This is a genomic window from Rhodovibrio sodomensis, assembly GCF_016583645.1.
Lineage (GTDB): Bacteria > Pseudomonadota > Alphaproteobacteria > Kiloniellales > Rhodovibrionaceae > Rhodovibrio > Rhodovibrio sodomensis.
Map to the genome: position 1 here is coordinate 12,605 of NZ_NRRL01000001.1, position 20,141 is coordinate 32,745.

The following is a 20,141-nucleotide window of genomic DNA, read 5'->3' on the forward strand; positions in this document are numbered from 1 at the left end:
CGACGGCCAGTGCCGGCCTGCCGGCCGGCCATGGGTCTGGACCAAGTAACCGAGAAGAGATCCCCGCTAGATACCCGAGAGCGCGGCGCGGATTTCCCCTGTTGAGGAGACGTAAGAGATGACCAAGCAGATCCTGAGCGCAAGCATCCACCAGATGCCCCTGTCCGCCCTGAAGGCGTGGGACGCCAACCCGCGCATGAACATGGACGGCGACGAGACCCAGCAGATGAAGGCGAGCCTGCTCGCCAGCGGCCTACTGCAGAACTTCATCGCCGCCCCCTGCCCGTCGGGCGAGGGCCACGTCGTGATCGCCGGAGCGCGCAGGCTTGCGGCCGCGCAGGCGCTGATCGCCGACGGCGCGGTCTCGGCCGACTCGCTGGTCAACGTCGCGGTGCGCGATATCGACCTGAACGATCCCGAGGCGCTGAAGATCGCGCTCACCGAGAACACCGTCCGCTCGCAGATGGACGCGATCGACGAGTGCATCGCGATGGCCGAACTGGCGCAGCGCGGCGAGAACATCGAGTCCATCGCAGCCGCCTTCGGTCTGGGCACCCAGACCGTCAAGCAGCGCCTCGCGCTCGGCCGCCTGGTCCCGGAGGCCCAGGAGATGGTCCGCAACAAGACGCGCGACCTGGACTGGGCCAAGGGCATGTCGATGGCCGACCAGGCGACCCAGACCCGGATCGTCACCGACATCGCCGGGAACCCGAACGCTTGGAAGGACGGCAACACCATCCGCCGCTTCCTGACCCAGGACACCATCCCGGCCACCAACGCCCTGTTCGAGATGAGCGCCTACCAGGGCCGCGTGATCTACGACATGTTCGGCTCTGACCAACTCGCCGACCGCGACGAGTTCTGGGCGCTGCAGAACGAGCAGATCGACATCCTGAAGGCCGACCTGGAGGCGCAGGGCTACCAGGAGGTCTCGATCTCCCACCAGCCGGTCGATACCTGGCGCTTTCAGCGCACCGACAAGCCGGAGGACTCGATCGCGATCATCGAGGTCATGCCGAACGGCCGCGTGACCCAGCACACCGGACTCGTGAAGACCGACGACCTGCCCACGGTCGAGAACGCCCCGGAAGTCAGCGACGAGATCGAGACGGTCGAGATTGCCAGCGACGGCGTGCGCGTCACGCCCGCGATCGCGGAGTACGCGGCCGCCCACCGCACCGCGATGGTTCAGAACGCGATGGCCGGTTCGTTCCGCACCGCCCTCGAGGTGATGACCGCCGGCCTGATCGGGCACAGCGAGATCGCCGTGCGCGCGCACGACTACCGTTACCCGGGCTCGCCCGAGGTGCGCACGGCCAAGGTCTTCGACGAGGTCACGCAGCTGCGTGACGACGTCAACGAAGAGCTGCTGAGCGGCGGTGCCGTGGGCGCCGGGGCGGGCCGCGACCCGCAGATCATGGCCCTGGTGAAGAGCCTTCCGGACACCGACCTGCAGTCGCTGTTCACCCGCCTGACCGCGCTCAAGATCGGCCAGGCTCAGCCGAAGACGCTCGACGGCAACCCGGACAGCCTGATGAATGACCTCGGCACCGCGCTCGCGGTCGAGGTGCGGGCGCACTGGACGCCGGACGAGACCTTCTTCGCGCTGATGCAGCCAGCCGACATGCGCCGTCTGATCGCCGCCCTGCTGCCGCTCGACCGGCAGGCCGGTGTGGCGTCGGCTAAGAAAAAGGCCCTCGCCCGCATGCTCACTGACGCGTTCGCCGACGCGGCCGAGAACGACGGCAGCATGGCCGCCGCCGACGCCCAGCGCCTCAACACCTGGGTCCCGGGCGTGATGCGCTTCCCGGCCGTCGACGAGACGGTCGAGGGTGAGCAGGTCGAGGCCGACACCAGCGCGTTCGACGCCCTGTTCGGCGCGGATGGTAGCGACGCCGACCAAGACACGGGCCAAGACGCTGGCGAGGACGCGGACGCCGATGCGGGCAGCGAGGTGGCCGACGAGGCCGCCTAACGCGTCTTCCGGGTACGGGCGACGGGCCGGCTGATACCGGCCCGTCGCTACGCGCCAACCACCCGAAAAGGCACGCCCATGATCCACGGCACCGCACGCCAGCTCGTCCCGCTGCTGACGATGGCCCTCACGGCCGGGCTGCTCGCCAGCCTGTGGGGGCATCTCACCCGCGAGCCCTGGCGCAACATCGAGCAGATATTCGCCGGCGCCGGCCTTCTCTGGCTGTACCTTGGCCTGCTGGGTTTCGGGTTTCACCGCCGGCGCGACGGCACCTTCGACTGGCGACGCGTCACACCCTACGACCGCGCCGCCGCCAGCTGGCTACTCGGGCTGTTCGCCAGCTTCATCCAATCGATCTAGAGGCTAGCCCCTCAAGGACACGCGTCATGACACCAGATCCGACCAGCCTCTGGACGCTCGTCTTCGGAATCGCACTCGGGATCGCGCTGGGCGCACCGCTTGCCTACGTCGTGATCCAGCGCGTGCGCACCAATACCTACCGCTCCGCCCAGGGACATCGTGACGACACCGACATGCACGGAGCCCAGGACACGCCGACGGAGAACAAGCGCAAGTCAGGCCTGTACCTCTTCGTCGACTACCGTACCGGGGTTCACTACGTCGGCAATCCGACCGGCGGACTCACGCCCCGAATCTATCCGGACGGCTCGCTCGTCACGGAATCGAAGACCGGCGAGGCGCCCCATGTTGAAGGACCCAGGTCCGGACCGATTCCGGGGCTCTCCTCCGGCGGCGGAGCCGTCAACTTGCCCGGGGCAGACCGCCGGAACTGACGTCGCACCTGTCCGCCGCACCCCGATCCACCGACCCGACTGCCGGAACTCACAAATGTCGTTCAATACCGCTCACGGGCACGTCCCAGAACCGACCTTCTCGGCGCTCGCGCGCATCGCCTCGCGCGATCTCGAGATCAGCGAAATCGATCTCGACTCCCTGAATATCCTGACCAAGCGCGGCCTGGTCCTGGTCTACGACGAGCCCTGCTTCCGGGCCCGCTACGCGGCCCTCACCGAGGACGGCTGGCGTCGTCTGCGCGCGAAGAAACGTGCGCCCGCACGCGCCGGCTGGGAGCTGGACGTCCAGGTCGCCGAGCAGGTGCTCGGCAGTGAGACCAATATCGAGACCTGGAAGAAAGGCTTTGCGATCCGGGTTCGGCACGATCCTGCCATCGTCGGCGACCACCTCGCGCTTTTCGCGACCATCAAGACGGTCCCCGGGATCGGGTCTCCAGTCCTTTTCCATCCGAGTCGGGACGGCGCGCTTGCGCTCAAGCTGCTGGAGATCGTGGCCGAGCCATATGCCATCGTCTCGGTCGACCTCAGGCTCGCGGACCGTCCGACCGCTAAGATCCGCTTTGACGCGCCTGAAAAACAGGCGCGCGAGGTCGAGGCCACCGGCGACGACCTCCCGCACGCGATCTGCCGGGCCCTGATCGAGATGGCCCGTCAGGTCCGCCGGGAACAGCAGGCCTGAACCACTCGCCGCATGGCGACACCGAGTCGCATCTCGCAGTTTCGAATCCGATAACCGGTCAGCAAGAATTTCGAAGTATGTCTGGCGAATGCTCGCCGATCCTCACCTTCCGCTCGCCCGACAGGCCGCCTCGCGTGCCATCATCATGGCGGCCTCGGTGCTGGCGCTGGTGCTGATCGCGGGGCTCGCCCTCGTCTCCTGGCACACCTACCAGCAGGTCGAGGCGGATCTCAGCCAGGAACTCCAGACCGAAGCCGATCGTGTTGCGACCCACGCGGACCGCACGCTCGAAGCTGCCGAACTGGCCATGGAGATGCTGGCCACGCGCTTCAGCACGATGCCCTGGGACGCCCTGCATGCCTCCTTCGAGGTCGGACGCACGCTCAACGCCACCGCTGACCGACTGCCCCAGATCAGCCACCTCTGGCTAATCGACCAGAACGCTCTCTTGCAACGAGTCAGCGGCACGCCTGCCGCCCCGCGTATCGACCTGTTCGACCGCCCCTACTGGCGTGTTCACGGAATCGGTCAGCTCGGACATGCCTACATCAGCCGCCGCCTTCAAGACCGTTTGGAAGCACGCGAGATCAACGTGCTCAGCCTCCCGTTCACTGCCGGTGAGCACGAGTTCCGCGGGGTGATCGCGGCCGCGCTGACGCCGCGGTACTACGAGCCGCTGATCACCCCGGCGATGGATTGCGCTGGCTGCGAGATCGCGATCGTTCGTGCCGACGGCACCGTCCTTGTGGCAACCGACGGTGTCGCCATCCCGGACACGCCGGCGCCGGAATTGACATTCGAGATCGACCGGATCGCGGCCGCCGTCACCCCGGACCCGATCCTTGCTACCCTGCCCGACACCCGGTCGAACGAGGTGCTGTCGGCCAAGGCGGGTTCCAGCCGCTACGACTACGCCGTGGTGACGATGGCGCCGCGGGATCTGATCCTCGAGAGATCCTTCTCCCTCCTGGGGCTGGCACTGCTGCTCGGCCTCACCGCCCTCGCACTGATCGCCACCGGCGCATGGCTGCTGTCCCGGACGGCCGCGCGCCAGGAACAGGACGCCGAAGCCCTGCGCAGCACCGCAGAGCGGCTCGCCAGCGCCAAGGCTGACGCGGAGCTCAAGCAGCAAGCCGTTGCCGAGGCTAGCCGGGCCAAGTCCGACTTCCTGGCGATGATGAGTCACGAATTGCGCACGCCGCTCAACGCCATCCTCGGCTTCTCCGAGGTGATCGCAAGCCGTGCTTTCGGCCCCAACGCCTCCGAGCGTTACGCCGACTACGCCCGCGACATCCACGCCAGCGGGGAACACCTGCTTTCGCTGATCAACGATATCCTCGACCTCTCCAAGATCGAAGCCGGCCGCGTCGACCTGCGCCCGGAGCCGCTCGACATCGAGGCACTTCTCGCCAGCACCGTGAAGCTCGTGCGACAGCGCGGCGATTGTGGGCGCGTGCCGATCCGGATCAGTGCGGAGATCGAAACGGTCCTGCTCGACCGTCGGGCCATCAAGCAGGTGGCGCTCAACCTCCTCAGCAATGCCGCCAAATTCACCGACCGGGGCGAGATCGTCGTGCGCGCGACCCACGAAGCCAATCACTTCGTCCTGTCCGTGGCCGACACGGGGCCCGGTATGGATGCAGAGCAGGTCCGCCGGGCCCGGGAGCCCTTCTGCCAGGTGGACATGTCCCTGTCGCGCCGCCACGAAGGCACGGGGCTGGGTCTGCCGATCGTGGAGCGCCTGGTCTCCCTCCTGGGTGGTTCGGTCGAGATCGACAGCGCGCCCGGCCGCGGCACGACCGTACGCGTGCGGCTACCTGCTCCCGTCGTGTGCACAGCCCCTACTCCGGCCGTTCAGCAGGTTGCTTGAGCACACCGGTTCCGGCACCTCTGCTCGCTTCAAGATTTCCTCGTCTCAAGAACTGTGAGAGACCTCTCGCCCGAGCGCTCGTCACCCCGAGCGCTCGGGCGAGCGGTTCCGCACCGCTCGACACCGGACGTCCGTCGGCTCCGCCCGTCTCCACGGGAATGACCACGTCCGGCCTGCCTGACCCCAGAGACGTCTGACGCGCAGCCCTCCTTCATTTGCGCGCGACGGGTCAGCCACTCCGGAGCCGGGCCGGCACGCCCATGAGGCCGGCACATCCCGTCGCGCCAGACATGATGGAGACTTCTGCCATGCAGGTCCGCCTCTCGGATCGCAAGCTGAAGGCGCTCGCGAAGCGCCTCGAGCAAGACCTATCCCTGACCCCCAACCAGCGCCGCCGTACCCTGGACGCGTTGGCCCGCGGCTTCGGGCACGATAGCTACCCAGCCCTGCGTGCGGCGCTCGACACCCCGGCGCCGGCCGATCTCAGCACCGCCTCCGACCGCGATCTCGTGCAAGAGCTTGAGCGCCGCGGACACCTGGTCATCGACCGCGCGCCCGCCGACCTCGACGGCCTGATCGACGCAGACGCTCAGCCAGACTGGCTGGCGACCCGGCGCGGCCGGATCGCGTCCGATATCGAGGCAACCCTGCAGGGACTGGTTGACTTCTACGCCCGTCAGGACGGCGTCTGCCCGACACCGGTGCAGGCCGACCCGCAGGAGCCGCATCTGCAGGTGGAGTACGCCTTCTCGTTTGCCGGGGGTGACTATGACGGCGTCGGCGAGTTCAGGTACGTGCCCTTGAGCCTGATCCAACAGAAGCAGGGCAACGTCGAGATCGCCTTCACGGCCAAGACCGGGATCCCGCCTCAACACGTGGTCCACGTCGATCTCGACACCCACTACACAGCCTCGGGCGATCCGATCGCCGACACTGACGACGCCGAGGATGCAGCCGTGCTACGCCAACGGATCGCCCGCGCGGTGCACGACGGCCAACTCCGGGGCACAAATCCCGACTGGCAGGTCACGCTCGACGACCCCGAAGACCCCGACTTACGCGCCCTCGCGGCCGAGCGAATCGCCGAGGGCAAGGATCGCGACGACGAGTTCGGCGCCTGGCGGCTGGACTGCGACGCGCTTGATACCCACGCAAGCGATCCGGATGTGGTGCGCGAGGTGATCGCGGGCCTGATCCGTGAAGGCTACACCTCTGGGCACTATCCGCACTGGATACTGCACTGCACTCCAGACGACCCGGATGCGGACGACCGCGAGAGCCTGTTCGAGCACATCGCCTCGCTGATCGAACAAGGCTACACCAGCGGCTACCACCCCTTCTGGCGCATCGAATGCAGCCTGATCGCCTGAGTCCATAAGACGCGACCTAGAATGACCCGGGGCCGGCATCGGCCCCGGGTCTCGTCGTGGCTGGCCGTCCGGGAAGGCCGGATTACGGGATCGAGCCCATCTCCGCCTCAGACCGGACCAAGCCCGTTGCAAGCGGCCAGCCCGGCGTGACGTCCTTGCCTCGCCGTTAGAGCGTCTTTGCGGCCGCATTTACCTTGGCTCAACACACGCCGACCCTAATCTTGGGAAGAGATCGCCGATACGGGCCTCGCTGGCATCATCCAGGTAGCGCTGGACCCGTCTCACCCCCAATTCCCTTCCCGCAGGACCGAAGACATGAGCACTTCGACCCCCGTTTCCTTCAACCTCCGGGTCCCGGAGGACGGGCCCAGCATGCAGGAGATCCGTGCGGTGGCACGGCGCATGCGGCTGACGCCCGAGGAGTACATGAGCCGCTGCATCGTCGAACACACGATGCGGGTCCTCGAGACCCTCGACAGCGGCGAGTTGCAGGCGTGGGTGGACGCGGCGCAGGCGGACGGTCCGGTGGACGAGCGCATGGAGCCATCCTACGGGGAAGGAAGCCGGGATGTTCAAGAACCTTAAGACCCGCCTGACCGCGCTGGTCGCGGACGAGCCGATCAGCACCAAGCCGGTGATCTCGCACAAGCGCCGCCCGCAGGTCGGCGACACCGTGATGGCCTATGCGCCCGACAGCGACAGCCCGAACAAGCCCGGGATCATGGCCCGTCCGTGCATGGTTATCTGGTCCAAGACCGACGCCAGCGGCCAGCTGCACCTGCAGGTCGCCCCGGGCACGTTCCGCAACGTCGACAAGGCCGGACCGCGTGACATCGTCCTCTCCAGCAAGGACTCGCTCGACGCCACCGGCATGGACCGCCCGGTCCGCTTCCAGATGGACCGCACGGTGAGCTTCCCATGGGACGAGGCCCATATCGCCACCACCGCCGGCAAGCCGCCCGTCGCCGGGCGCATGCTCAACCGCGACTTCGAGCAGGCGCGCACGGTTTACGGCCGCGCATTGCGGGCCCAGGAAACCAAGCGCTCGCTGCGCGCGGTCAACTCCGGTCCCGGCATCCAGCAGCCCGATCAGGTCGCCTCGATCTCTCCGATGAAGCCGCCGCAGCGTCCCGAGACCCCGCAGCAGAGCAACATCCGCCAGGTCGCCCGCGAACGCCGCGCCGCCGGCGACGCCCGCTGAGACCGGGAGCGCCGCCAGCCATGCATGCGATCATCGACTATCGGCTGACGCCGCGCGCCGATGGACCGTCGATCCCCGAGATGGAGGCCCAGGCCAAGCGCCTGGGCCGCTCGCTCGATAGCCTGTCCGCGGCGGCGCTGATGCATGTCACCGAGCGAATCCTGCAGGAGGCCGCCGCGCTCGAGACGGACGAAAACGGTGTCGTGCTCGACACGGAGGACGCGGACTACACCACCGGAGACGCGATCGCCGACACCGTTGGCCAGCTCGACCCGGACACCACTCCGGTGATGCGCCGGCTCGACTTTGTCACCGACGAGGACGCCCCGTCGATGACTGACGTCGACGACATCGCCGCCGCCCTCGGGATCAGCCGGGACGCCTACCTCAGCGCGTGCACGCACAGCTATTTCGACCTGCAGCTCTACGCCCAGCAGGAGGCCGACTCCCTGATGACGGCCGCCGTCGACCAGCTACCGGACGACCTCGACGAGCGGGTCGAAGATCTGGCGGCGCTGGCACCGGACACCAACGAACTCCACGAGACGCCGGCCGCGCCAGCCGATCGCGCCGCGGCCCACGCGGCCTGAATGCCCCGTTGAGCCCGAGGACCTGAGACATGCCGCTTCCCGTACTCGCCGTCGCCGCCCCGGTCGCCAAAGCCGCCGCCAGCGTCGCCACCACGGCCGTCAAGGCAGTCGCCACGACGGCCACGCGTGCGGTTGGCACCGTCGCCCAGACCGCCGCGCGCGGCGCCGGGCAGCTCGCGCGCCAGAGCGGACAGCTGGTCGCCCGGACCGGCCGCAGCGTGGCCGACACCGCGGTCCGCAGCCAGCAGAACGTGTTCCAGCGCCTCGCCCAGCCGCCGAAGGTCGGCGACACCTTCGCGGTCTTCAAAAAGGGCGCGCAGGGCCGCGCCCCGGTTTCCGAGCCGATGACCGTGCTCGGTCGCCAGAAAGTGGCAACCCCGAACGGCCCCCGCCTCAAGCTGCAGATGGCCGCCAAGGACGGCAAGATCCACAACGTCATGTTCGACAGCAAGTCGATCGACGTGACCAAGGGTCAGGGCGGCTACCTCGGCCGGATGTCGGACAAGATGGTCGCCCAGGTCGCCAAACAGTTTCTCAAGGCGCGCGACCAGGAACAGGGCCAGAAGCGCAAGAAGTCCGGGGTCCGCGAGACATTTGAAAACCTTGCCGAAGCGACCATGTAAGCGGGTCACCGCCGACGAAAGTGCACTTCCATGCCCGACACCCGGCTTCGGCTGATGCTGAGGCTCCCGTCCGAGACGGATGGCGGCGCCCCTCTTCGGCGGCTACCCGAGCGGATCGGCCGACCCCTCGAGGACATTGTAGCCGCCGCGATGCTGGAGGCCGCCGAGTATGGCGCGCTCACCGACCTGGCGCGCGCCCGCGAGCAGATCGCCGCGGATCCGGGCGCCCCGACGGAGGTGCGCGTCGCCATCCCGGGCGACCAGGAGGTCGGCCTGGCCGACATCGACCGGCTGGCCCACGAGCTGGGTGTCGATCGCGCCGGCCTCGCCAGTATCGCCCTCACACTCTGGCTGGCGCGTAACGCCAGCGAAGATGCCGATCGTTACTGGGACGGTGTCCAGGCTCGTATCGAAGCCCTTCCCGGCGACTGGTCCGATTCTCTGTAGGCGGACCAGCCTCACGGTGCGGACGAACGCAACCGCGACATGGGAATTGCGCCGAGAGGCCTTCACACCTCGCAGCGAGTCAATATCCAAAACGCGGCTATCTATTATTTAACGCGATCTTAGCGACCTTCCGTCCGGAGTCACCTGAGTCCAGACCCGTGATGCGGCCACGCGCGCGTGTCCCAGGGGAAGAAATCCGGGCGCAAGGCCAATGGATCGACAATGACCCCGTGGTTCGACGTGGTTCCGACCCGCGTCGCCCCGCGATACCCCGATCACCACCCCGGACCCTTGAGGGTCGATCAATGGGCCTGCTGCCCGAAGCTAACCACTGACCAGGAGTTAGAGACGTTGCGTCCCCAGAAGTTTCTCACCGTATTCCTGCTTGCCTTGACCGCAGCCCACCTAATGCTCGGCACGGCTCGGGCAGAGAAGCTCTCTTGCGGCGATCCGATGAAGCAGATCGCCAACAACCTCGTGTGGCAGAACGCGAAAAAGGCGCCGACCCCTCAGATCGCCGCGGAGCTGATGGAGCTCGGCGACCAGCGCCACCCTGGCCACGCCTGGAAGGAGGTGCTTCCGCCCCGCCTCAAGCGGGCAGGGTCATGGCCCGGCGGGGGCTGGCCAAAATTCTGGACCTGGAACGCGACTGAGCTCGATCAGGCGCAAAGGCGGTTCATCATCTGCGGCGAGCGGCGACGCGAACAGGTCGAGGCATACAATGCACGCGGTGGCCGTCAGCTAGATGACAGCGAGTACCAGGATTATTTCCAGGCGGCGCAGGTCCTGGCAAAGCTTCACGCTGCCGCCCAGACGGCAACGCAGAACCGTGCCGATCTGAAAGACGAGGTGAGCGATCTGGTCGCCCAGGCCGAGCCCACCGTGGACTCCTTCGCGGCCCTGATCCGCCACTCGGTGCGGGTCCGGGATACGCGCGGCGTGGGCAAGCACTTCGCGGGCCAGCAAGTCGGCCGGCTTCTCAAGATGGCCGACGAGCAGTCCGATGTCCTGGCTGAGCGGGTGCGCGACGACATCGACGCGCTGCAGAGCTATGCGGCCCTGACGGCACTCCGTTCCGAAGGGGCCGATTTCGAGAAGGAGTACCGTCGCGCGCGCCGGATCTTCAGCGGCTGGTTCCCTTCAGACTTCGCACGCCCAGCGTCCCTGGCCTTCTCGACGGTTGAAGGCAGGAGCGGCACCCGCCGCCTGGCCCTCAACCTCGTTGAGCTGAATGCCGGCGATCTGTCCGACGCCACGCCCTACCAGGAAATGCAGGTCTACAGCCGGATCTACGAGCTCGATCTTGCGGACGTTTCAGGCGGCGACAAAGCCGTTCTGGCAACCTACCAGAGGGAGCTCGTCGATCGGTACTACGCCGCCAAAGACACGATCGCGGACGCGCGCTGCGGCGAGGCGACCGCACCGGGCCAACTCGACGAGTTGCGCGACGCCACCTTCAGGTTTGCCGACGGCGTCGCCACGCTGGAACGCTTCGTCTGCGTCCTTGCCGGCCGCGGGCTCGACGTCGCGTACAACCCGGACGCCCTCACGCTGACGCTCACGCCGGGCGAATACCCGCTCAACCTGAAGCAGAGCGAGATGAACCCGTTCGATGAGATCGTCCTGGGTCTCGAGATGCAGTCCACCAGTCGGGGCATGCAACTCGTGCCGGAAACCCTAGCGGTCGATGGCGATGACCGGGACATGAGCGACGCTGACTGGGCCCGGCTGAGCCGTCAGCTGGAGAAGATCACCTTTGACGCCTGACCCAGGTTCGCACATCTCTGCTCTCAGGGCGGTCCGGCAATCGGACCGCCCTTTTCTTTGCTGCCCGGATGCACGGCGGCACCAGCCGCCGAACCGCCCCTGTAGGGGCGGCGCAAGTACGACGGGAGGAGAGGGCCCCGAAGCGGGCTGCCCTCGACGCCATGCGGGCAGCCCGCCCACGGGGCGCTCCGTGACCAGAGGGTCTGAAGGGTCGAAAGTCGCACGCCGGCGACACCCGGTCCGACACCGGGATCGACCATCCGCCATCCGGCGGCCCCAACCTTCTTCAAGAGCGCCCGGGCTCACCGCAAGCGGTGCGCGCCGGCGCAACCCGGCCAGGACGGTTCGTGACCCCGCGCGGCGGGCGACCCCGAGGGGCCCGCCACGCCGGGTCACGGGAACTGTAAAAAAGAACGAGACGGAGAGACGAGGATGACCCAGCAGATCGCCGGACTTGCCGAGCTCCTGCGCCAGCAGCAGGCCCTGGATCCGCAGCAGCACGGCGAGGACGTGCGCGAGCAGGCCGTCGCCCTGATGCTGCAACGCGCCGGCGCGGCTCTGAAGCCGCAGGCCCGTTCCGGCCGCTCGGTGCTCGACGCGCTCGCCAAGCTCGAAGAGCTCGCGGGCCTGCGTCCGGAGAGCGTTCAGCGCCGCTGGCTCGGCCTGCGCGCGCTCGACCTCAAATCGGGCGAGCAGATCGGCGGCAACCAGGTCAGCGACCCGATCATCGCCGCGATGGCAGCGGCCGCCGGGGCTGTCGTGACCACCCAGGACGACGACCGCGTCTCCGGCGTGGTGGGTCAGATGGGCAAGCGCACGCCGGACACGCTGGCCGCACGGGCGCGGATCGTCTTCCCCGGCCGCGGCGGCGGCTTCCGGGTCGAGCAGGACGACAAGCTGCTGTTCGGCGAGCCAAGCCGCGGTGCGTCGGCGCAGGAAATCCTGCGTGCGATCGACCAGGTCGAGACCCGGCACGCCGCCGGGGCGCGCAAGAACGCGCGCGGCGCGCAGCCGATCACCTATACCCAGATGAGCCAGGAAGCGCTGATCAAGGAGCGCGAGGGCGACCAGCTGTTCAACAGCTATCGCACCACCCTTCGCTTCAACGGCGCCCAGGCGCACCCCTCGCCGCTGGTCGAGTCCACCGCGCTCGCGAGCGTCACCCGGCCCCAGGCCACCTATCAGCCGATCCTGCCGCCAGAAGTGATGACCAAGGGGTTGCTGTCCGACGTGCAGCTTGAGGAGGTCGTTTACGCCGGTCAGGCGCACCAGGAATACCTGGCGTCCGACCCGATGGACCCCGGCGGCACCCCGCCGCGCCAGGGCTATCTGTGCGGCGCGGGCACGGGTGTCGGCAAGGGCCGCGTGGCCGCCGGCATCACGCTCGACAACTGGTGCCAGGGGCGTCACCGCGCGGTCTGGGTCTCGGAAAACCGCAAGCTGCTGAGCTCGGCCAGCCGTGACTGGGTCGCCCTGGGCGGCAAGCACGGCGACCTGATCGACCTGGCGGAGACCCCGAAGGGCGCCCAGATCCCGGCGCGCAACGGCATCCTGTTCCTGAGCTACGCGCTGCTGCGCGAGCGCGTCGACCAGATCGTCGAGTGGCTGGGCCTGACCAGCGACTGCCCGATCTTCTTCGACGAGGCCCACAACGGCCGCTACGCCAGCGTCCCGGGCCAGCAGGGCTGGGGCTCGACCAAGAAGTCCAAGCAGGGCATGGCGATGCTGGAGCTGCAGCGCCAGCTGCCGAACGCCCGGGTCACCTATCTCTCGGCGACCTCGTCCTCGGACATCGCCACGCTCGGCTACGCCCCGCGTCTCGGCCTCTGGGGCCGCGGCACGGCGTTCGCCGAGTACGACTCGTTCGTCGAGCAGATGGCCGAGGGCGGCATTAACGCCATGGAGCTGGTCGCGCGCGACATGAAGGCGCTCGGGATCTACTCCGCCCCCAACCTGTCGTTCGAGGGCATCACCTACGAGCGCCTCGAGCACGTCCTCACCGCCCAGGAGCGTCAGGTCCAGGACGAGCTCTCGCGGGCCTGGTCCAAGGTCAACGTGAGCCTGCAGAAGGCGATCGCCACGGTCGGCCTGAACTCGGGCCAGACCACGGTCATGTCGAAGGACGCCGGCCGGGCAACCCGCTCGTTCCTGTTCCAGCAGTACGGCATGGCCAAGAGCCGCTTCTTCCAGGCCCTGCTGTCGTCGTTCAAGGCTCAGCCGGTGATCGAGGCGGCGCGCCAGGACCTGGCGAACGGCCACCAGGTGATCCTGCAGTTCACCAACACCTACGCGGCCAACGCCGAGCGGGCGATCGCCGAGAACACCAGCGGCGACATCGCCGACGTCGAGGCGACCCCGCGGGACATCCTGATCAGCTACATCGAGGAGCACTTCCCGGTCGTGAAGCACAAGGTCGTGCAGCACGGCTACGGCAAGAAGGCCAAGTTCGCGGTGCAGCAGGTCAAGGATGCCAACGGCAACCCGGTGATCTGCCCGAAGGCCGAGGCCGAGCGCGACCAGCTGATCCACCACATCCAGTCCCTCAGCATCCCCGAGGGGCCGATGGAGCAGATCCTGGAAGCCTTCGGCACCGACACGGTGGCCGAGGTCACCGGCCGGCGCCGCCGGCTGGCCCCCGGCCCCGACGGTCGCCGGATGCTCGAGGACCGGACCAGCTCGGCCGTCATGGAGGACGTCCGGATGTTCCAGGCCGGTCACAAGCCGGTGCTGATGTTCTCCTCCAGCGGCTCGGCCGGCGCGGACTACCACGCCGACAAGATCGTCGGTCCGGGAGCGCTGCGCCGCCACTACCTGGTGCAGCCCGGCTGGCGCGCCGACCAGGCGATCCAGTCGCTGGGCCGCTCCCACCGCTCGGGCCAGGCCCAGGCGCCGGTCTACATCCTGGTCACGACCGACCTCTGGACCGACCGCCGGATGCTCTCGACGGTCGCGGCCGGCATGCAGAAGCTGGGCGCGATCACCCGCGGCCAGCGGCACGCGGCCTCCCAGGAGCTGTTCTCGCAGGACGACAACCTGGAGAGCGATCTGGCCTCGGACGCCTGGATGCGGTTCCTGAAGGACCTGCAGGCCGGCAAGGTCTCGAACCTCTCGCTGGCCAGCTTCGAGCACGAGACCGGCATCATCGTCCGGAAGCTCGGCTCCAACCAGCTGGCCGACGAGACCCCGCCGCTGCGTCGCTTCCTGAACGCGATGAGCGGGATGACCTGCGACCGGCAGGCGATCTTCGGTAACGCCTTCAAGGCGACGCTCGACGAGGTCCGCCTGGAGGCGATCTCCCGGGGTAGCTACGACCGCGGCATCGAGGCCATCGAGCCCGCCAGCCTGATCAAGCTGGAGGACACGGTGATCTACCGCGATCCCGCGACCGGGGCGGCCACCCGGCTGCTGAAGATGCTCCGGGTCGACGAGGCCCAGCCGACGGCGTTCAAGGACGCCCAGACGCAGGCCAAGAATGGCGGCGGCTCGCGCTACGTGGTCAGCCAGCTGACCGGCCGGGTCGCCCTGATCGTCTTCCCGCGCATGTTGGGCCAGGCGACCAGCGACAGCGACCAGGTCAAGCTGGTCACGCCCCACGGCACCAAGACCCGCACCCGCGGCGAGGTGGTGAAGGAGCGGTGGCGTCCGCTCAACATCCACGAAGCCGAGGACCTGTGGCACGCCGAGCTGCAGACCGTGAGCGACGAGGAGGAGACGATCTTCTACGTCGCGACCGGCTGCCTGCTGCCGCTGTGGGACAAGCTGCCCAAGAAGAAGGTGAAGGTCTACCAGATGATCACCGACGAGGGTGAGCGCATCCTCGGCCGGACGCTGCCGGAATCCTGGGCCGACCGGGTCGTCGCCCGGGCCTCGGCGAGCAGCGGCGCCGGCATCGATCCGATGGAGGCCCTGGCCAAGCTGGAGGACGAGGAGTTCGTCCAGCTCGCCAACGGCTGGGTCGCCCAGGGCCGGGTCGACGTCAAGACCGGCCTGACCGGGATCGAGATCATCGTGATGGATGAGGACACCAATCGCTACAAGGCCGAGATGGAGCACGCGGGCGTGATCGTGCGCAAGAGCGTGCTGCGGCCGGGCGAGCTGGACTTCCACCTGCCGCACGATCGTCAGCTGCGCGAACAGGCGTGGCAGGCGATCACCCAGAGCCGGCCGGTGGTGGGCGTCACATCCTACAAGGGCTGATCCCACCTTCCCGCAAGAGGACGCCGGGGGCGGCCGCATGGCCGCGCCCGGTGCCCCTGCCGGACCTGCCCGAAAGCCAGCGCATCCAGTTCTACGCCCGTCGGGAGACGGCCGTGACAACCGGGGTGTGTCGTGCGCCGCGGGCGCACACGGCCGGCCCGAAGGCCGGCCAGGAACAAGCACAGGCCAGGGGCCAGCGCGCTGTCCGCCTCCAGGGAACTGGGAGGCGGACGACGCGCCGACCCGAGGCTGAAACCAAAAGACTGCGATGAGGAGATTGAGACGATGACCACCGCGACCGCGACGAAGATCGATGGCTCCGCCATCACCACGGCCGTAGTCTCCCAGACCTACAACATGCTGCTGCAGAACGGCATCAGCCACGACGACGCCGTGGCGAAGCTGCAGGAGGTCCTGACCGACGCCGGCTACAGCCAGGCGGGCTACACCGACCGGCTGATCGCCAGCCACATCGCCCGTCTGAAGAACGGCAAGGCGGCGACCACAACCAAGTACGACGCCAGCAAGCTGGCGCTGCAGGTCTACGCCGAGATCACCGGCGAGGCGCCGGCGGATGACAAGCAGGCCAAGTCGGCCGCACAGACCAGCGACGCACAAGACGCACAAGAGGAGGCCGCCGTGGCCGAGACCGAGACCATCACCCCCGCTGAGGCGGGCGTCGGATCCGCCGACAAGAGCGCCGACACCGGCGCGGCCACCCGCACGCAGGCGCCGGCCTTCCAGCCGAGCGGCCTTGCCGGCCTGTCCTTCGACGCCGCCAAGACCCGCTCGCTCGACGCCACCCTGAAGATCGCCACCAGCCAGCGCCTGCGCTCGGTGCAGCAGGTGTTCGACGCGATCACCGAGGCCGAGCAGACGGTCGATGCGCAAGAACAGGCGATCTCGGTCGCCAACAAGGCGCTTGCCCACCTGCAGGCCGGCGAGGTCGAGCAGTACGAGCAGATCGACCTGGGTCAGACCCCGAGCCTGAAGACCTCCGGCCTGAGCGAGCTCGAGGTCGACGAGGACTACGTCGAGATGATCGACATGGCCCTCGATAAGCTGACCCAAAACCAGGTCGACAGCTACCAGAACCTGATCAGTGCGCTGAAGGCGGCCGAGGCGGCGGTCGAGACCAACGCGCAGGCGCTGCGCGAGGTCCGTCGCGAGATCAAGGCGAACGCGCCGAAGCCGAAGGTCTCGGTGAACGCCGGCTCCACCGGATCCGGCATCCAGCAGGTGGATCAGGAACTCGACTGCGAGGTCGTGATGCGCAAGGCCTCGGACATCTTCTCGAACGCCTACGGCACCACCGCCCCGATCCTGGACTTCGAGGTGCCGACGCTGGAGTGGGCCGGCCAGCCGCACCCGGACGTGCCGGAGATCGACGCCACCTTCCGCTTCTTCGCGCCGATCCTGGCTGACGTCCTGCACTGCATCGTCGAGGGCGAGATCCCCTGGATCCACGGCGAGACCGGTTGCGGCAAGACCGTGTTCTACGAGCAGCTGGCCGCGCGCCTGGGCTTCCCGTGCATCCGCCTGAACTTCGACAGCCACCTGACCCGCACCGACGTGGTCGGCAAGACCGACCTGATTCCGGGCCCGAACGGCCAGTCGATGACCCGCTACATCGAGGGCATCCTGCCGATGGCGCTGAAGATGCCCTGCCTGCTGCTGTTCGACGAGTTCGACCTAGGCGACCCGGAGATCATGCCGATCTTCCAGCCGGTGCTGGAGGGTAAGGGCGTGCGGCTGATGGGCGACGGCGGCCGGCTGGTCAAGCAGCACCCCTACTGCTTCATCGGCATCACCGGCAACTCGATCGGTCTGGGCTGCGACAACCAGGTCTACCTGAACGTCCACGAGCAGTCCGGCGCGACCCGTGACCGTATCTCCAAGTACATGGAGATGCCCTACCTGCCGCCCGAGATCGAGCTCGAGGTGGTGATGGGCCGCGTGCCGCACGGCGACAAGGACTTCGCCGAGCGCGTGATCCAGCTCGCCAACGAGACGCGCAAGAGCTACCGCCTGAGCCAGATGAATCAGCTGGTCTCGACGCGTCACGTCCAGGGCGCGGTGAAGCGCCACGCGCACTTCGCCAGCATGTATCAGGACAGCGACGAGCTGGTCGCCTCCACGCTCGACGTCACGATCCTGAACTACATGGACGACACCTCGCGCGCGGTCGCCCGCGGCCTGGTCGACAACCTGTTCGCCTAGCAGCCGGCGCCTGCCCGTCGGCTGAGACGAGACGGCGCCGCCGGCCGACAACGCCGGCGGCGCCACTCCCCGGATCGGCCGCAGGCAACGGCCCAACAGCCAAGAATTCGCCCGCTGATCGCGGGCCCAGAGTTCCGGGCGCAGATGCGCCCGGTCGCGCGCGGTGCGCTTCACCGCATCCTCCAGTCTCCTCACCTCGACACGGGAGCCCGCGATCCTCGCGGGCTCCCGTCTTTTTGCGGCCTCCGCACCGCCGGGTCCGCTGGGCGGCCTTAACGCCTTGTCCTGACGGCCTTTTGCCACCCCCGCCCGGATTTCCGCCCCGACCTGGCAAATGCGTTCTGTCTCAATGGCTTGCGCAAATCTCCGCCGGCGCCGCGCGGACGTGCGCGGAGCGTTGTCGAATCATCAGAACCGGGTTTGCCAAAGCGCGTCCGGCGGGTGTTCCCCGATATCGGCAAATCGGATCCCGAGGACCCTCATGCGCGCATCTCTCTACCGATGACCCACGGCGACTGGCGCAGATTCCACCCAACGCCGATGCGGCTGCGCGATGACGTTACCTAGCGATCGCCCGACACCGACCATCCTTGAACAGGCGATCCCATTTTCAAGCTTGAGAGCCCGGCCCGTGACGACGAGGGCCGGGACGCTCCTCCGAGCGGCGACGCGACCCATCGCGAGCGTCGCCGCTCCGACGAGCGTTACCTGACGTTCGACAGGCCGCAGGCCCTGGCCGGCGCCGGTGGCAAACCGCCACCACGGTGAAGCCCTGCCCGACAACCGATCTCGAGACTGCTTCCCGCACGACCTCGCTCCCCCACAGGGCAACGAGCGCGCGGGGGCAATGGCGCCCGCTCCCGACACCCGGAAACCCGGCTCGTCGCCCGCTTACGTGGCAAGGAGACGATCCATGCGGATCATCATCACCGACACCCGCGCCAAGTCGATGGCGCGGATCATCGAGCGTGCCGTCCAGTCCAGCGGCAAGGACCGCTTCCGCTACAACCAGGCCCTCGACACGGTCGCCGAGTTGCTCGGCTACGCGGACCAGAACGCGCTCGCCGCCCAGCTCAAACCGGCCGGCCCGGATCCCAAAACCCTGGATACACAGGCGCTCGAGCGCGCGGCCGAGCGCCTGCAGCAGGAGATCGCGCCACTCGGGCGCGATTACCGCTACGCGCGCGATCACCTGGCCCTCCAGGATACCGCGGCCGAGCTGGAAGCGCGCATCGAACGCGCGGTGACGCAGGCAGCCGCGATCGGCCGCGAGGCCCGCAAGCGCCTGAAGCGGCGGCACTCTGACGCTACCGCCCGAGTCCTGGATCGTGCGCGCCGGCGCGCCGGGAGCGCGATCGCCACGGCCCCCGCGCCCTGGTGCCAGCGGGCCCACGAGGCGACCGGCGAAAACGGCCAAGCCGTAGCCCTGCCGCTGCCCAGCGTGCTTACCCCTCTGTTCGAGGAGATCGCGAGCCTCATCGCGCCAGCCCTGCCGGAGACATTGGAAGCTTCGGTCTGGACCGAGGCGGGAGAGACGCACGCGCCCGTGCGCCTGCAGCTGTTCCACGACGACGGGCACGAACCCCGCCAGCTGTTCATCACGCCGGTGCTCGACGGCACCCGGGTCGTCTACCGGGCCGAGCTCGACAGCCTGACCTCCGGCATGGATGGCGGCATCAACGTCGAGGAAACGCTCTACGAGGTGATCGACACCACCGACCGCCTGATCGATGCGATCGAGGCCTGCTGCACGCGCTACGCCGATGGTCTCTTCGCCAATGCGGAGCGCCAGAGCGAGGACCGCGCGCAGCTGACCCTCCAGCTGGAGGCGATCTCAGCACGCCTGACCGCGGCGGCTCCCACCGGCGGCCACATCCACATGGATGCCGAGCCGGACGACAGCGCGGATCAGTCGGGCTCGGTCGCCGACAGCGGCAGTGGCGACCAGCTCTGGCTGGTCAACGTCCGGCGGGTACTCCGCGAGGACGCCCAAGTCATGATCCGGGCCGACAGCCGCGGCGAGGCCGAGCGCGAGGGGCTCGAGTACGCGAGCGCGCTCTGCGAGACGCTGACCTGGGAGTGCTACGACGCCGATTACTGGCTCGACGGGGGATGCGACAGCGAGCGGCTCTGCACCACCTGCGGCGAGGAGACGGGCGACCCCGAGGCGACCTTCTGTTCGGGCGGCTGCGCCGGCGCGCACGCCTCCCTGGGTCGCGGGAACAGCTGAGGACAGGCCGACAGGAATCCGCCGGCGGGCGGTGTCGCGAAACCGCCCGCCGGCCCTCCTTTTTTGTGCCTTCGGAACTGAATTCAAGCCTCTCTGGACGCTAAAAATTACGCGTCAGGAGCACCCGGAGACACCCATCTCCTGATCCACGGCGACG

General features: G+C 68.1%; 15 protein-coding genes. All 15 read left to right on the plus strand.

Features of this window, described 5'->3' with window-relative positions; translation table 11 throughout:
- The first annotated feature begins 118 nt into the window (after positions 1–118).
- A complete protein-coding gene (locus tag CKO28_RS00060) occupies positions 119–1,975 on the plus strand; it encodes a ParB/RepB/Spo0J family partition protein (RefSeq protein WP_200338416.1) in 1,857 nt (618 codons plus the stop codon).
- Between the two features lie 78 nt (positions 1,976–2,053).
- Positions 2,054–2,335: a hypothetical protein gene (locus CKO28_RS00065; RefSeq protein WP_200338418.1), complete on the plus strand. Its 282-nt coding sequence runs from the start codon at positions 2,054–2,056 to the stop codon at positions 2,333–2,335.
- 26 nt (positions 2,336–2,361) lie between these two features.
- The gene (locus CKO28_RS00070; protein WP_200338420.1) at positions 2,362–2,769 is read left to right on the plus strand and encodes a hypothetical protein; all 408 of its coding nucleotides are present in this window, start codon (positions 2,362–2,364) and stop codon (positions 2,767–2,769) included.
- A gap of 55 nt (positions 2,770–2,824) precedes the next feature.
- Positions 2,825–3,469, plus strand: a complete 645-nt coding sequence (locus CKO28_RS00075; RefSeq protein ID WP_200338421.1) for a hypothetical protein — start codon at positions 2,825–2,827, stop codon at positions 3,467–3,469.
- Between the two features lie 88 nt (positions 3,470–3,557).
- Entirely contained in the window at positions 3,558–5,339 is a 1,782-nt protein-coding gene (locus tag CKO28_RS00080; RefSeq protein WP_200338423.1) for a sensor histidine kinase, read from the plus strand.
- Positions 5,340–5,647: 308 nt separating this feature from the next.
- On the plus strand, positions 5,648–6,709 hold the full coding sequence (locus CKO28_RS00085; protein ID WP_200338425.1) for a hypothetical protein: 1,062 nt from the start codon (positions 5,648–5,650) through the stop codon (positions 6,707–6,709).
- Between the two features lie 315 nt (positions 6,710–7,024).
- Positions 7,025–7,294, plus strand: a complete 270-nt coding sequence (locus tag CKO28_RS00090) for a hypothetical protein (protein WP_200338427.1) — start codon at positions 7,025–7,027, stop codon at positions 7,292–7,294.
- Positions 7,278–7,910: a hypothetical protein gene (locus tag CKO28_RS00095; RefSeq protein WP_200338429.1), complete on the plus strand. Its 633-nt coding sequence runs from the start codon at positions 7,278–7,280 to the stop codon at positions 7,908–7,910. The genes CKO28_RS00090 and CKO28_RS00095 overlap by 17 nt, the downstream gene beginning before the upstream one ends.
- Before the next feature lie 20 nt (positions 7,911–7,930).
- Complete coding sequence (locus CKO28_RS00100; RefSeq protein WP_200338431.1) at positions 7,931–8,500, plus strand: hypothetical protein; 570 nt, start codon at positions 7,931–7,933, stop codon at positions 8,498–8,500.
- A gap of 29 nt (positions 8,501–8,529) precedes the next feature.
- A complete protein-coding gene (locus CKO28_RS00105; protein ID WP_200338432.1) occupies positions 8,530–9,123 on the plus strand; it encodes a hypothetical protein in 594 nt (197 codons plus the stop codon).
- A gap of 30 nt (positions 9,124–9,153) precedes the next feature.
- Complete coding sequence (locus CKO28_RS00110) at positions 9,154–9,570, plus strand: hypothetical protein (protein WP_200338434.1); 417 nt, start codon at positions 9,154–9,156, stop codon at positions 9,568–9,570.
- A 351-nt stretch (positions 9,571–9,921) separates the two neighbouring features.
- Positions 9,922–11,337 (plus strand): hypothetical protein, encoded by a 1,416-nt coding sequence (locus CKO28_RS00115; RefSeq protein WP_200338436.1) that lies wholly within the window; start codon positions 9,922–9,924, stop codon positions 11,335–11,337.
- A gap of 432 nt (positions 11,338–11,769) precedes the next feature.
- Entirely contained in the window at positions 11,770–15,534 is a 3,765-nt protein-coding gene (locus CKO28_RS00120) for a strawberry notch-like NTP hydrolase domain-containing protein (protein ID WP_200338438.1), read from the plus strand.
- A gap of 285 nt (positions 15,535–15,819) precedes the next feature.
- Positions 15,820–17,754, plus strand: a complete 1,935-nt coding sequence (locus CKO28_RS00125) for an AAA family ATPase (RefSeq protein ID WP_200338440.1) — start codon at positions 15,820–15,822, stop codon at positions 17,752–17,754.
- Positions 17,755–18,667: 913 nt separating this feature from the next.
- A complete protein-coding gene (locus CKO28_RS00130) occupies positions 18,668–19,984 on the plus strand; it encodes a hypothetical protein (protein WP_200338442.1) in 1,317 nt (438 codons plus the stop codon).
- The last annotated feature ends 157 nt before the right edge of the window (positions 19,985–20,141 follow it).